At 54.9% G+C, this 13,828-nt stretch carries 17 protein-coding genes; 14 read left to right on the top strand and 3 right to left on the bottom strand.

What is annotated here, in order from left to right; genetic code table 11:
• Positions 1 to 48 precede the first annotated feature (48 nt).
• The 3 genes from H8F21_RS15075 to H8F21_RS15085 all read left to right on the top strand — a co-directional run bounded on the left by H8F21_RS15075 (position 49) and on the right by H8F21_RS15085 (position 3,080).
• Positions 49 to 1,083: a COG3904 family protein gene (locus H8F21_RS15075; RefSeq protein ID WP_203584808.1), complete on the top strand. Its 1,035-nt coding sequence runs from the start codon at positions 49 to 51 to the stop codon at positions 1,081 to 1,083.
• Between the two features lie 287 nt (positions 1,084 to 1,370).
• A complete protein-coding gene (locus H8F21_RS15080; RefSeq protein ID WP_203584809.1) occupies positions 1,371 to 1,613 on the top strand; it encodes a YheU family protein in 243 nt (80 codons plus the stop codon).
• A 267-nt stretch (positions 1,614 to 1,880) separates the two neighbouring features.
• Complete coding sequence (locus H8F21_RS15085) at positions 1,881 to 3,080, top strand: tetratricopeptide repeat protein (protein WP_203584810.1); 1,200 nt, start codon at positions 1,881 to 1,883, stop codon at positions 3,078 to 3,080.
• Here H8F21_RS15085 and H8F21_RS15090 read toward each other — a convergent pair.
• Positions 3,077 to 3,382 carry a hypothetical protein gene (locus H8F21_RS15090; RefSeq protein WP_203584811.1) on the bottom strand — a complete coding sequence of 102 codons (306 nt, stop codon included), beginning with the start codon at positions 3,380 to 3,382 and terminating at the stop codon, positions 3,077 to 3,079. The genes H8F21_RS15085 and H8F21_RS15090 overlap by 4 nt on opposite strands.
• A gap of 201 nt (positions 3,383 to 3,583) precedes the next feature.
• Here H8F21_RS15090 and H8F21_RS15095 point away from each other — a divergent pair, with 201 nt between their 5' ends.
• From H8F21_RS15095 to H8F21_RS15110, 4 genes are all read left to right on the top strand, one after another.
• Positions 3,584 to 3,973 (top strand): response regulator, encoded by a 390-nt coding sequence (locus H8F21_RS15095; RefSeq protein ID WP_203584812.1) that lies wholly within the window; start codon positions 3,584 to 3,586, stop codon positions 3,971 to 3,973.
• A gap of 163 nt (positions 3,974 to 4,136) precedes the next feature.
• Entirely contained in the window at positions 4,137 to 4,589 is a 453-nt protein-coding gene (locus tag H8F21_RS15100) for a hypothetical protein (protein ID WP_203584813.1), read from the top strand.
• A 374-nt stretch (positions 4,590 to 4,963) separates the two neighbouring features.
• The gene (locus H8F21_RS15105; protein WP_203584814.1) at positions 4,964 to 5,503 is read left to right on the top strand and encodes a hypothetical protein; all 540 of its coding nucleotides are present in this window, start codon (positions 4,964 to 4,966) and stop codon (positions 5,501 to 5,503) included.
• Between the two features lie 245 nt (positions 5,504 to 5,748).
• Positions 5,749 to 6,450, top strand: coding sequence for a hypothetical protein (locus H8F21_RS15110; RefSeq protein ID WP_203584815.1), 702 nt, complete (start codon positions 5,749 to 5,751; stop codon positions 6,448 to 6,450).
• 110 nt (positions 6,451 to 6,560) lie between these two features.
• On the opposite strand, the gene H8F21_RS15115 is transcribed toward H8F21_RS15110, so the two are convergent.
• Complete coding sequence (locus tag H8F21_RS15115) at positions 6,561 to 6,698, bottom strand: hypothetical protein (RefSeq protein WP_203584816.1); 138 nt, start codon at positions 6,696 to 6,698, stop codon at positions 6,561 to 6,563.
• Positions 6,699 to 6,931: 233 nt separating this feature from the next.
• On the opposite strand from H8F21_RS15115, the gene H8F21_RS15120 reads away from it, so the two are divergent.
• The 5 genes from H8F21_RS15120 (at position 6,932) to H8F21_RS15140 (ending at position 10,317) form a co-directional block, all read left to right on the top strand.
• On the top strand, positions 6,932 to 7,321 hold the full coding sequence (locus tag H8F21_RS15120; protein ID WP_203584817.1) for a helix-turn-helix domain-containing protein: 390 nt from the start codon (positions 6,932 to 6,934) through the stop codon (positions 7,319 to 7,321).
• A gap of 103 nt (positions 7,322 to 7,424) precedes the next feature.
• Positions 7,425 to 8,345, top strand: a complete 921-nt coding sequence (gene rdgC / locus H8F21_RS15125) for a recombination-associated protein RdgC (protein WP_203584818.1) — start codon at positions 7,425 to 7,427, stop codon at positions 8,343 to 8,345.
• A gap of 38 nt (positions 8,346 to 8,383) precedes the next feature.
• Positions 8,384 to 8,629, top strand: coding sequence for a hypothetical protein (locus H8F21_RS15130; RefSeq protein WP_203584819.1), 246 nt, complete (start codon positions 8,384 to 8,386; stop codon positions 8,627 to 8,629).
• Positions 8,619 to 9,314: a hypothetical protein gene (locus H8F21_RS15135; RefSeq protein ID WP_203584820.1), complete on the top strand. Its 696-nt coding sequence runs from the start codon at positions 8,619 to 8,621 to the stop codon at positions 9,312 to 9,314. The genes H8F21_RS15130 and H8F21_RS15135 overlap by 11 nt, the downstream gene beginning before the upstream one ends.
• 463 nt (positions 9,315 to 9,777) lie before the next feature.
• Complete coding sequence (locus tag H8F21_RS15140; RefSeq protein ID WP_203584821.1) at positions 9,778 to 10,317, top strand: hypothetical protein; 540 nt, start codon at positions 9,778 to 9,780, stop codon at positions 10,315 to 10,317.
• Positions 10,318 to 10,746: 429 nt separating this feature from the next.
• Here the strand turns inward: H8F21_RS15140 and csrA are convergent, their stop codons facing one another.
• The gene (gene csrA / locus H8F21_RS15145; RefSeq protein ID WP_203584822.1) at positions 10,747 to 10,935 is read right to left on the bottom strand and encodes a carbon storage regulator CsrA; all 189 of its coding nucleotides are present in this window, start codon (positions 10,933 to 10,935) and stop codon (positions 10,747 to 10,749) included.
• 175 nt (positions 10,936 to 11,110) lie between these two features.
• On the opposite strand from csrA, the gene H8F21_RS15150 reads away from it, so the two are divergent.
• Positions 11,111 to 11,536 carry a hypothetical protein gene (locus H8F21_RS15150; RefSeq protein WP_203584823.1) on the top strand — a complete coding sequence of 142 codons (426 nt, stop codon included), beginning with the start codon at positions 11,111 to 11,113 and terminating at the stop codon, positions 11,534 to 11,536.
• A 172-nt stretch (positions 11,537 to 11,708) separates the two neighbouring features.
• Positions 11,709 to 12,878, top strand: a complete 1,170-nt coding sequence (locus tag H8F21_RS15155) for a replication protein (RefSeq protein ID WP_236043047.1) — start codon at positions 11,709 to 11,711, stop codon at positions 12,876 to 12,878.
• The last annotated feature ends 950 nt before the right edge of the window (positions 12,879 to 13,828 follow it).

Consider the following 13,828-nt stretch of genomic DNA (forward strand, 5'->3'; position numbering starts at 1 on the left):
ATATCAAAGCGTCGCTCTTCGCAGCAAGGGCGACTTCAGGGATCAAGCATGCGCGTGCTACATCGGTTTTTAGCTACCTCTCTTCTGTTCGTCGCTTCAGGTTTCGCGGTTGCCAATGATGTACGAATCCTGCCTTCTGCAACCGCGGGAAATGCTTCTCCACCCGAGGTTTACCTTTCGGGGGACATCACCGACGCCACCGTCAGTCAATTGTCCGGGCTGATTTCTAGTAGGGGACTCCAAGGCTCTATTGTCTATCTGGATTCGGCTGGCGGTGACCCCCAGGCCGGGATGAACCTTGGCAGTTTAATCAGACGCTCGAACATGAACACGGCAATAGGCAAGCCAGGCGCGAGCCCAGGCCACCCCGCTGCCGGCCGGTGCATGAGTGCGTGCGTTCTGACCTTTGCTGGTGGCAAGTTCAGGTTCGTCGATCAAGCCTCTCAGCTTGGCATCCATCGATTTTATCGGCGTACGGCCATGTCGACCGATCTCGATGTTGCCCAAGTCATGTCAGCAGCGATCACCGCGTATTTGATAAAGATGGGTGTAGCCCCTGCTCTATTCGAAAGGATGGTTCAAGTTGGACGCGGTCAGATGGAGATTCTCGGGCACATAGACGCTGCGAAGCTGAACCTCGTCAATAACGGCGTGTTGCCGGCCGAGTGGGGGATCGAAGGTAAAAAGGGGCAGGTTTACCTGATGGGGAGCCAGCAAACGTGGAATGGCACCGGGAAAATCATCATGACCTGTGCACCCAATAGCCGGATCAAGTTCTCGGCCCTCTACAACGCTGGCGACAACAACGCCTTTATCACTCGCAACGCAAAGAACTACAGCCTACGGCTCAACAAGCAGTTCCTTCCGGTCGCCTCGCTGCAGTCAAAGCCGGCCATCAGCGGTGATTATGTCCTGGCCAGCTTCACACCTGACGACAATATGCTTTGGTCAATATCTGGGGCAGAGCAGCTTGGGTTCGGGTTTCACACAAAGGAATCCTCAACTTTCTACGGGTTTCTCGTCGACGCCACTGGCGAGCAAGACCTGGTCCGAAGCTGGATTAAGCACTGCACTGATCGCTAATGCTTCTGGCATACGCAGGAAAGAGTGAGGATTGCACCATTATTCAACGAGGAGCAATCCATGCGATCTGCAAGCACCTTTCAAGAATCAGCAGCGGAAACGCGTATCTACAGCGCTGATGGAGCAACCTTCGGCCTCAAGACGGGTGGTTCACGCCGGTGCCAAATGGAAGGCTGCCGCGGCGAATCTATCGCTGTTCGCTGGCAAGATGGAAAGCTTACCTATCCTTGCACTATGGGGCTCACCGGTCACCCCACCGGCGCCTCTCAAATTGTGGGGGGCTTTTGATGATCATCCCTCACCAGCAACTTGAACCAGATACTCTTCAAAACCTCATTGAAGACTTCGTCAGTCGCGAGGGCACCGACAATGGTGATGAGTCGACAGAGTTGCAGAAAGTGCAGGCGGTACGGTCGCAGCTTGCCTCAGGGCAGGCTGTGATCTATTTTGATGCTGAATACACCCAGTGCATCCTTGCATCCCGTGATCAGGTTCCCAAAGCGATGCTGGGGGACTGGCAAAGCGATTGATAAGCCCACTCCAAGCCCTACACGAAGAAGCCGACTGCAAGTGAGCAGGCATTCAAACGTGAGATTGAGGAGATGCGGGCGGTGGGTGCGCACCAAGATGAATCGATCGCTCCGCCTGCCGCTACCACTGGCGAGCTAACCCTGGAAGACTTTCCGGGGTTGGCACAAGCGGCATCCACCCAGAAATTTTGAGACCATGTTTTGGCTGTGATCTATTCCGGCATTCTGCAATGATTTGCTCGTCCAAAATGCCGGAACTCCCCGACCATGCGTTTCCCACGATTACCTATCTGCATACTTGCGGCTGCCATCACGTCAGGGTGCTCAACCCAATCCCAGTATTATTCATCCGAAAACCCTTTTGATGAGCCCCTGGCCGCTCCTGAGGTGATTAGCCGGGCGAAGGTAAAACCCACATCGCCTCGAACCACTCAGCCGCCCGCGCCCGCGCCTGCGCCTGCAGTTTTGCCTATAGCCCACATTCGGCAGACCATACAAACCCCTGATACGGATGTTCAGGTTTTTGCTCTGGGTGACTCCTCATTTTCAGCCGTCTCAGTTCCCACGCCGGCAGTGGACCAGGGTTATGAGCCGCCGCATTCCCAGCAAGTGGATGATGCCGGCGGTCAGGCTGTTGAGGTGCTTCAGGAGGCTCGACGTGTTGGCGCTGGGGGCGACGTAGCAGGTCAGATCTCGTTGCTCGAGCAGGCAGGCTATATGGGCAATCCAGATGCCTTCTACGAGCTAGCCAAAATCTATCTCACCGGGATTGGCGTCGAGAAGGCTCCGGATGCTGCGGTTGGATTCTTGAACTCTGCCATGAACCTCGGCCACGTCGAAGCAACCCGGGTGCTTGGCTGGCTTTACGTTATGGGCAGTGGGGTCGGTAAGGATGTGTCTTACGGCGAGTTACTGCTGGCAAAAGCTGCAGAAACCAGTATCCGTGCACAACGCGAGTTCGGGATGGCCCTGACGAACCAGCGTATTCCGCACCTGAATGATATGGAGCGCGGCCTCGAGTATCTGAAAACGGCCTCAGCTGCCGGCGACGCGGATGCAGCCAAAGCATATGAGGCCGCGTTTACGCGCGAGGAAGGGATTGAACATGCCGCAGGCACTTCGGTCTCATCAGCAAAGCCTATCGCTGTCACCACGAGTGCCACCGAAGCTGCACCAAGACAGGCAGTTCGGGATGGTGGGGTGAGCTTGGAGGAGCGTGGTCGTAGCGGCGATACCACTGCTCTCTACCAATACGCCCTCAATGTTTCCTTGGGGCGTATCCGCACTGGTGGTGACCCTCAATTTAAGGCGTACTGCTGGTACTCCGTAGCCGCAGCGCGTGGTTACGCACCGGCCAATGAGGAAGTGAAGTCGTTGGCTGGCGTTAAGGCATTGGCGGATAAGCGGTCGCCAGGCCGCATGGATGCGTGCATCGAGGAGTTGAATGCGGCGATCGATGGTTCTTAGTCTTCACTGCTCGCCGCGGCGCGTCCGGTGACAGTAATTTGGTAACCACCATTCGGCTGATCAAGAGCCTTTACAAAGCCGACGCTTACCAGTCGCCGCAAGTGTCGCCCACCAAGTAGGGCCTTTCGAGAGTTGTCGAGCTTGCCGTCCAAAGCTTCGCCCAGGTCGGCCGGTGTGCTGACAGCTCCGCCAATCCGATTCAGGGCTCTAAGTGCCAGCATATCCAGTTTAGAGATGACGACATTTGCGGGCCCACGCGAGAAGCTGCGATGTGCTAGTAGAGGTGTTTTTGGCTGGCTCATAATCGATTCTGCGCATACGGGTCCGTGCAACTCTATACCGTCAGCAATCAGAGGCAAGTCATTATGCCCCTTCGAAATTCCACATTTTCCGCCATGCGCTCTCCCATGAAAATGGCAATAGCATTTTGAGTAGCCACCGTTACGTTTATCGGCAACCATACTCCCTGCAAGGAGCACTTCATTTTTTCAGAGGTAGAGTAAATGTCAGATAAGCCACTCCGTGTAATGATCGTCGATGACTCCCGTACCATTCGGAAGGCTGGCGAGGAGTTCCTGATTTCAGCAGGGTGTGTGGTCGTACTGGCTGAAGATGGGTTCGACTGCCTTACCAAAATTATGGACTTTGAGCCGGACTTCATCTTTGTCGATGTGATGATGCCCAGGCTGGACGGTTACGCGGTTACTCAAGTGATCCGCTCCCACGCCCAACTCAAATCTAGCCCCGTGGTCATGCTGTCCTCAAAGGATGGCGTGTTCGATAAGGCAAAGGGCATGGCAGCAGGCGCGACGGATTACCTGTCAAAGCCGTTCAAGCGCGAAGACCTGATCGCAGCGATCACTAAATATGCCCCTGGTTTCAAACCAGCCTGACACCCAGGGGCCGAGACTCTTTGCCCCCTACTTTGTAGTGTTGGTCCTCTGCCCCTTGAAATTCTCGCCGCTCCCGTTATCCCAGATCTGACAGGCCAATCGCCTGATCCATAGGAGCCGAAAACGACTCCTCTAATGATGATCGTTTCGGGAGCACATACGCATGACTGAACCTCTTCTTCGTCTCGCCTACTTCGCGATCGGTATTTACACCTTCGCCAGCGCCTTGATGACGAGCGCAATCCTGGGCCGGACCGGTACTCTCTCCGCTGTCGAGAAACTGAGCATCGGCAGCATCTGGGTTTCATTCGTCGCATGCGTGCTGATCGTGACCTGGGCGTCAAAGGCTGCTGCCGCAAACCCCGGTCAAAAGATGGCTGAGTCGCTTCTTCGAGTATCGTATCTCACCATTGGTCTGTTCTTCGGTACTTGTGCTGTTGCAAGCACGATGGCATTGACTGCGTCCAATACAGCAATGCAGGACTGGTTCTGCGTTGGCGGTCTCTGGTTCGCCTTCGTCACGTTCTGCGGGATCATGGCTGTATCCGGTCAAGCCGGCCAAAAAACTCACGAGGCTACGGCAGCCGGCATGTCCCCGGATGTGCATTCGGCATAGCCGTTTTGACGTGATTAGCTGACAAGAAACTGGCAGAGTTAACGCCTACTCCAGTTTGGCCAGCGAGGAAACATGGCAGACCAACAGCAAATGCACGAAGCCTTTGGCGGTGTGGACGGTTATCGGGCCGTTCATGCAGCCCTTTCACGAGCTCTAGCTGAGCCTGCTGCCCAGGGTGACCATGCTCATGGCGCCCGGGCAGGGTTCCTCCTCAATGAAATTGCCCCTCTGATCACAGCTCTTCAGGCTGGCTCTATCACTCAAGCACTTGAGGAAGCCGGCGTACCCACCGAACTTCTCACGCAGATTGCTCCTTACCTCATCCCAAAGCCTGCGCTAGCCCCAGTGGTTAATCTCCAGGTAGGAGCTGTCCGATGAAGGCAACTCTCACTACCGAACCAGGCGCAGGTAGAGAGTCGGGCGAAGTCCACACTGTGATTTCAGGTGTTGATCCAGGTGATGCTTTCTTTATCGTAAAGTCTGGAAGACTCGTGCGGCACCCTCTCGGCAATCCACTCACCTATATCAGCAATGACGCATCGGGCGCCTTCAGGCTCTCGCGCGAGGTCGATGGCGGCCGACATGAAAGCACGGTCAAGTTTCACAATGGGATTGTTACTGCTTTCACTGATGATCCCTCACCATTCTACGGTTACCGCTTCGCACCTACATGGGTGAAAAGTCACTGTGTAGATGCAGACGATGTACTGCTATCACTTGGAGTAGCGCAGCTAGTTGAGTTGATCCGTGCTGTGCAAGCCGGCGAGCCGGTGAATTTTACTGACGATACAACTCGCGCAATGGTTGGCCTGGCGCTGTGCTCCCCTGATTTGCTTGGCCCAATGAACCCTGCGGATACTTGGGTGCTCCTAGATGACACCCACATGTCTGCAATTGCCAGCTGGGCTCGGTGATGTGATCTCAGTGGCGTCGGCGCAACTCACGTTGATCAGCTTCTACTCCAAGCCAAACGGTCATTTTTCACGTGCAAAATCGTTGCGCCTGGCAACCATCTCACCGAGACTGATATCCATGCAGGCTTGAGTACCCACTATGGTTGCTCAGTGACCGGGACAACCATTCGATTTATTTCTCTCAATGGCTTCTGGCACACCACAGGTCCGACTCCAATGGAAAGCAATTTCTAAGGAGCGTACTCATGACCTCAACTACTACTGTCGGCGTTTCAACGCCTCAACTCGGCTTCGACTTCTCTTTGGCCGGGGTTACTGCTGTCGGTGTCAACAAGTACGGGGCGACCTCGATTTCTGATCTGGACATGGCCACCGCTACCGGCTTCGCGGCCGGGGATGTCTTGTCCCGCATGATTGTGGACGATCGCGTCCTCAATATGGGCATGACGAACTGGCGTGCTCTTCTGGATCGAGCTGTTTCCCTTGGGCATACCGAGCTCTACCCCTCTGAGGATGGTCGTCAGGGCTTGAGAACTCCAGGTTTGCGTTTTGGGCCTATTCACCGATTGCCTGAGCAAGGTCCTGAATACGTCGTGCAAAAGATCTTTGGCCAGCGTTTGCATACAGCCCTGGTCGCCGGGCAACCAGTGAAGTCTGCCCGGATTGCTGTAGATGACGCCACGAAGGTCGACCTGGTCGTTTCCGAGGAGTGTATTCGCCTTGGGTTGTTCCATGGGCGTAAGGCCGCCGGCACCCTCGAACTTGCCCTCGATGCGATCCCGTTCTCTATCCGTGGCGACGCCGGCGACCAGGCAGCAAGAAGAGAACTGCTCAAAGCGAAACTCGAGGTGGCATTCCCGGACAATGACGCACGTCACATCGTACAGGCGGCCGAAATTGCCTTTTCCCAGATCCTGAAGGCGTTTGGGATCGGGGGTGCGAAGTGAGTCGCCGCTTCAACTTAGCGGTGGTTGAGCACCTGATTGATATCCAACACAAGGGTTTGACTGCAGGTACCGTGACGCCTTCCCTGGTTCAAGCTGCAGGGGATGCGATATCAGATGTCCTGCTCGACCATGGCTATCAGTTGCAGAGTAGCTACCTGGACGGCCAGGACGTCGTGCATTGCTATATCAACCCGCGGACGGGTGAAATCCTGGATGACGTCGGCTTTTCTGTAGGTCTCGTTAACCATGGAAATGGTGAACCAAGCCTTGCTGTTCTACTGAGGACCTCAGCCCCACATGCTGTGCCTCCTGCAGGTTTTAGTGATCCGCTCAGATCCGCCAAAGGCTGGTACTTGCCCATGTATAACAGTGCCACTGTGAACGAGCTGTGCACGATAGCGCGTGGACGAATTTCGGAGCCTGCATTTGAGTGGCGCGCGGCCGCCTAGGATAAGAACATGGTAGGACCAGGTGGTGTTGAATGAAAAAGACGACGAAGAGCAAGAAACAACGACCCTTCAATGCGTTGCGTGATGCGAGGAATAAGCTTGGGCTATCCCAAATTGAACTCGCTGAAAAGCTTGATGTTGCGAGGACCACGATCATTACTGCAGAGCAAGATACCCCGCGACCATGGATGACCATTGCGTGCCTGGGTTTAGGCAGCCTGATGTTCGTTGATGAGGGCGTGAAGCCACTCACCGGTGATAGGTTCGCATCACACCGCGAGCGATTAGGGTATACACCTGCTGTCCTGGCTACGAAGCTTGGCTTCGCTGAGAGCACCATCAATACATGGGAGCGGACCGCACCACCCGCCTGGGCTCATCCGGCCATGATCGGGCTCACCGTCCTATCGTTAGTGAGCTGAATTCTCCGGCTGAATTCCAAGGGCCCGTTTTAGGTTGGTATAAGCAAGCAGTGCGTTAACCTGTTTGCCTTCATCCAACCTGAAGCCTGAGGCTCTCACTGCTATGTGGTTCAAGAACCTGCTCACCTACCGCCTGACACAAGAACTATCGCTCACCCTCGAATCTCTTGAAGCTGCTCTTGGCAGTAAGCCGGCCAGGCTGCCAGAGAGTCAGGTCGCACAAACTGCTGGTTTCATTTCCCCGAACAGCAAGCATCCTGACGCCCCCCTCGCCCATCAAGTTGACGGGGTATACCTGATTGCCCTTCGTACCTATGAGCGACTGCTGCCTTCGAGTGCTGTCACTGACGCGGTAGCTGAGAAAGTCGAGGAGATTGAAAGCTCCCAGAGCCGTAAGGTCTACAAGAAGGAGAAGGACCAGATCAAGGACGAAATCATTCAGTCCTTCCTGCCGCGTGCATTCATCAACAAGAAAACTACCTACGCAGCGTTGGACCTGAAGAACAATCTGATCTACGTGAACACTGCTAGCGCGAAAGCTGCAGAGGCGCTGCTGTCGACGTTGCGTGAAGTGTTGGGCAGTCTCCCTGTTCGTCCTGTTACGGTCAAAATCGCCCCGACAGCTACCTACACGGACTGGATCAGAAATGGTGCTGCCGCTGAGAACTTCTTCGTCCTCAGCAACTGCTGCCTCAACGACCAAGGTGAGGACGGTGGTGAGATCAACGTCAAGAACCAGGATCTGACCTCGGACGACATCAAGCAGTTGCTTGAAGGTGGGAAGGTCGTTACCAAGATCCATCTCGCTTTCAAAGACCTGCTGAGTTTCTCCGTGAACGATAAGCTCGTGGTGCAAGGCTTACGCTTTGAAAGCCTGCTGCAAGACCAGGCCCTAGAGGATGGCGGAGATGATAAGGACGGGCAGTTCGATGCATCGTTCTTGTTGATGATGGCTACTCTGAACGAAATGGTTCCACAGTTGCTCAGCGGCCTGGGCGGCGAGGAAATCCCTCAAGGCATCTGATTTGGAAGGCCCGCAGAGCGGGCCTTTTGGTGAACCGCATGAATTACTCAGACCGCTTCATCCTGGACACGCTTCAAACCGACGTGCTTCCGAACACCTTCACTTCAGAGCAGGTCCAACAACTGGTCCGCACTGCCCTCGAACATTCCGCGGACAAACAGTCTGACCTCGATGAGGAGCGCATCCGTAATCTGCGGGCTGCCCTGCTCAAGATCGAGGAAACCTCGACTGACACCGTTGCCTGCCTCACGGCTCGACAAGCAAGGCTTCAAGATGACGACTGAAAACGAGCTACATGTGATTCCAGCCTGCGCCCTCGAACTCGGCGACCTCCTCGCCGGCGGTTCAAAAGGGCTCCTGGCGCTGGCGGATCAGTTTGCAATTGGTCTTACTGATGCCGGCTTACCTGCCAGCAGTGAGCTGCAGGGCGACTGGGTCAAGATGACTATTGTCACAAATGAGGGACCTGTCAGCTTCGCGATTATGGAACCTGAGGTTCCTGGTCTCGCTAAAAGTGCACTGCCCCTGCGGCTCGGTGTCAGACTGGCTTTCGGCATTCCGTCAGGAGAGGAACTGCTCGATAAACCCGATACTTTCTTCTACGTGCCGGCCTCATTCACTATCGATCAGTTGCTGGCACTGTGCTGCGGCGCTTTCTCCCCTGACCAATTCACTCACCTGCTCAACTTTTCAGTGCGACACTCGATGTCTGCCCCGCGAAAACGGTTCCCTTCTTCCATTCTGTTGATGATCGCTGATCGGACCCAACTGCACACAGTGGGCAACAAGCGATTTGAGCTGTGGACGCAGTCACGAGGGGTCATCGACATAATCGAACTCAAGGCGTCTAGCAATCCACACGTTGCTGCGGCGGAGGCAAAGGAATTGGGTTTCCATCCGACGGTGTATCGTTGTCAGTCGGGAGCTTTTATCACCTTCAAATCTACCGACGGCGGGCCTTTCCTGTGAGCTACCGTCGCCTGGGTTTCATGGCTGGGTTGATGTGCCTGGGGAATATGGCCGCTCAAGCCGCGACGGTGACTGCCCTGCCGGTCCCGCTACAATCCTCACTGAAGGCGGACTCTGTTGTTTGCTCTCACCCCGAGTCGCTTTACCTCCTCTACGAAGGTAGCTCCATTGCAATGGCCGGGGGCGGGAGCACTGCATTCAAGGCGTACTTCTCCGCTGCCGGCAAGGTCTTGGAATCTCGCGCTGAGTGTTTGGTCCAGTCCCAAAGCATTAACGTAACAGTAGATGCTTTCGCCACTATGGATAACGCCCTCAAAACAGAGCCTGCTGTTTATGGTCGGTTTGGCGTCAAAGGGTCTGATGAGAAGGTTTGGGCCACGATTGGCAACCTCCCGTCTTTTGAGGCCGAGGCCATGAGGACTGGGGTTGTTAAACAGCCGACGCCCTCAGTGGAGCCATCGAAGTGAGGGAAGCTATTGCCGCTGTAATCAGTGGAATTCTTACTTCCGCGGACGATGAAAGCGTCCTGGCATTTAAAGGCTTGGCTGATAGTGAACACTTCATTGAGCTGGACGAACAGATCACCGCCCGCTGCCCGGACGAATTCGGTTTGTACCTTGCTACCGGACACATGAAAGCCGTTGACGGCCTTCTGCACGAGCGGCTTGGGGGTAATTCCCGGGCAAGGTTTCTATTCAGGCATGGCGCTTTCGTTGAAGGGCACGTAAGAAAGCGGATTGAGCGCGCGGAAGGGTACTCGTGCAGCGCCGACAAGACTCGAACGGTACTTCGATCATTAGCCAGGCATCTTATCGACGGTGTCCCAATAGTGTTTGACCACTCTGGAGAAACCACCTTCCATTTGCCTTTGAAGATCCTTACGACTGAGTCAGAGGTTGTAAGCTTTTATGATGCTCTTCACCGGCTTTACTACGGTAATCCACTGCCCTACCTGAACCACCTAGCAGCTTTCGAAACTCCTGGCGTTGGTCCTGTCTCCTGAATCGAGGGCGGTCGTAATCGGTCACGGCCGCTCGCCTCACCTCAGTGAACCGCGCAGAATTCCTTAAGATCAGCAATCCTTGCTTCGGAGTAAATATCGCCGGTGGGGATTTTTCGGGTCACTGTGCGCTCGATTGACTGAGCTATGCCCGGGACGCCATCGTTAGCTTGGGTGATCTCGTAGACAACACGCACGTCGTGACACGGCTGAGGCACGCACCCTTCCTGGGCCGTGCAGACCTTTGCGGACTTCTCTACGAAGGCTTCAGTCTGCCGGCATACGATGCTCGAAAACCCTGCCCTGCATTTGAAACCTTCAAGCTTGAGGTCGTTGATCAGGTCTGCCGTCGAAGGGCTTGGGTCGTTGATCCACGCGGATGTACATCCAGTAAGGGTTGCAAACGCAAGTAGTAGCATAGCGGCCGATAATTTACGCACGGTCCTTCTCCAACTGACGCTGCTCTTTGATGCGCTGGTATACCTCCTCGCGATGGACCTCAACGTCGCTGGGTGCATTGATCCCAATGCGGACGTGGTGACCGTTGATACCCAGGACGGTAAAGCTGATGTCTTCACCGATGTTTACAGTTTCGCCGACGCGGCGGGTAAGTATCAGCATGGAGCCTCCTATTTAGCTGAAAGAACCTTATCCCTTGAGTCCTGGTGATGCACCTCAAAACTGGGGGCTATAATTCACCTACAGAAAGTAGGTGAATTACGAAGGCCTGTTTTGGCGTGCATTCGGATTTTGAGCCGTTATCCTCGAGAGCTGACCTGTTTTCGAGATTCAAACTGTGCAGATTTCCATCAAGAAGACCTCGCTGGTAGTTGCAGTCATGGCTATGGCCGCTGTCGGTGCCTATGCAGCCTTGCAGCGTTCGGAACCCATGCAAGCGCCGGCCGTGGCTCAGGTGGAAGATCCTGACGCCGTCAAGGTGTCCATTGGCCAAACCTTCGCCACTACTCCAGACGTCTTTGACCTCCCGGCTGCCTCGAACCGCCTGGCCAAGGCCAGGCTTGATGGCTATGCCGTCTGCACCCAATCGGACGAAGCCACCGCTGCCCAGTACGTCGATGTTTCCGTGATGCTGGATAAAGCAGTGAAGCATGTCGCCCAGTTCCAGCGGGCCGTGAACGGTGTGATGGACTCCAAAAGCGGTATGACCGATTGCGACTTCCGCGTCATCTCGGTTATTGCCCAAGTATCCGCCAGTGGCTGAAATCAAGTTCTTGCATCATGCGCTCGCTATGCGTCAGTACCTGGGTATGAATCTCCTCTCAGCAGTACCAGCGACATGCGGTAAATCGAATTATCAGGTGAGCAAGCTCGCCTCTCTTGCTTCAACTGCCACAATGCCAATGCTGCATTGTGGAGTGCACGGGTAATCACGTATGGATCACAGCAGCCCAATCACCGACCAGCTTCCAGGCCTGGAGCGCGTTCCCGCGACAGTTTCCCCTCCAGAAAATGCTAATGCTGCGCGTGTGCGTAATATGCAGATGCGCAGTAGTCAGCGCCAGCTGGGTACCGCTGGCCAGGGAGAACTGTTCAATCCATACGAGATTCGGCTTGGTGATGCAGATCACAGCAACCTGGTCTCGATCTATGACGCTCTGCCTCGTTTCAGCTGGGCCTCCAAGACAGTTCGAGATATGAGCCAGATGACGACGCAGCTCGATGGTAGCCTCAATGGGCAACCGTTCCGCGTCATCATGAAAGCCGTGAGCATGGAAGTGCCGGTGAAGGTCAAAGGTAAGGCTACAGGCCTGACCGAGTGGGTTGGCCTGTACCCGGGCAGTCGCGAGGAATGTGTAGAAGAAGCCCTTCGAAAATTCAGTACGCAGGCGGGGCGCTTCAATGAAGCTGAATGTTCTGTTCGTTTCAGCCTCTATGATCTGCGCAAGGAACTCAAGTCTGTTGGTCACACCTACACGTACGACGAGCTGCGCCAGGCATTGGATATTTTGGCAAAGTCCAGCCTGACAATTCAGACCCGGGCTGCGGACGGCGACAAGATTGATATCACCTCCAACTACCTTCCCCTGCTCTACCTGCGCAGCAAGAACAAGAACAGTAAGGACTACATCGAGGTAAAGGACATCTCGGATGCGGACAAGGGGGATGCAACGCTTTGCATGGCTGTACTACATCCCCTCATCTCAAGAGGCATCGAGTGCGGTGATTTCCGGCTGTACCACTACTCCACTTCAATGCGACTGACCAACAGCCTGGCAAAGATCCTGAACCGTGAATTGTCCATGGGGTGGCGCAACGCCTCTCCTGCACACCCCTACCGCTTTCACCTAGTCGAGTTTCTGAGTAACACGGCTCGAGGGCTCTCAAAACGCATGCCAGAGGACTTCCGGGCAGTGAACATCGCGCTGGCTGAATTGGTCAAGGAAGAGGTTTTGTCGGGGTTTAAGTCCACACCAATCAAAAAGCCTAAGGGAAAGGGAGCGATCGATTATGTCTACGAGGTCCTGCCAACCAATAAATTCGTCAGCATGATTGTTGATGGCCATCGCCGAGAGAAGAGCCGAGAGCTCGCCCTGAGCGCATAACAGCTGATTTGAGATGAAAGAGCCCGCTATTGCGGGCTTTTTTTGTGGCCACGGATTGATAACGGGTCAAAACGAACTAGTCAGGATTGGCTCTCGATTTACCACAAGCACGGTGCCCAGGGTGGTTCACTCGCATGTCAGGATTGGTCCACTTTTAGGTGGAGCTAAACCGATAGGGGCTCTGTCCTGGCGGTGTAGCAGGAACGCTGTCACGACGTTACTGGCCTGTCACTCCAGATCGCCAAAGACTGGTACCGGCGTTGAGCTTTCTATTCCCTTGCCCTGTTCACCTCGGTCAGGGAGTGCTCCTATAGTCGGCCGGCTCATTGCCCAGGGCGACAGCTCTTACCGCGCCCTGTTAATTGAAATCCACTACAGGGCCCAGCTAGTCAGGATTGGTGCACTTTTAGTGCATGGTGGTGTGGGCGCTCGCTCTCCCTCACCCGCCGTCCGGCACCATTCGCGCTAAATCAGGTGCCAGGTGTTCATCTAGCCTGTTAGTGGCCAGCGTGAGAATTGGATGAAGCCAGCATCGGTAGTAAGGATTGGTGCACTTTGTCAATTCCTTCCCCAGGCAATTGAGCTGCAGCAAGGCGTCGGGCGGCCTTTACCTACGTTCAGTGGTAGACCGGTTTAGCGCACGTTTGCCCAGCCGTACATAGGTGCACGCGTTCCCACCTGCTCGCCACTAGTAAGGAATGGTCCACGATTCTATGCTCGCAATACTCAGGATTGGCCCACGATTCTATGAATTTCGTTCCCGATCAAGATGATGTACGAACAGCCGTGGCCTGCAGCCCCCTGAAACCCTGACTTAAAGTCGACAAGGTGATCAGGGATTGCCATCGGTTTTATATAGTAAGGTTTGGCTCACGATTCTCATGGCAACAGAGGTCCTGTTACCGATTTTTGAGGTATGCCTCCTCCCCTGACTAGTGGCCGGAAACTGC

Origin of the sequence: Pseudomonas arcuscaelestis (assembly GCF_016881005.1) — a bacterium.
Classification (GTDB): domain Bacteria; phylum Pseudomonadota; class Gammaproteobacteria; order Pseudomonadales; family Pseudomonadaceae; genus Aquipseudomonas; species Aquipseudomonas arcuscaelestis.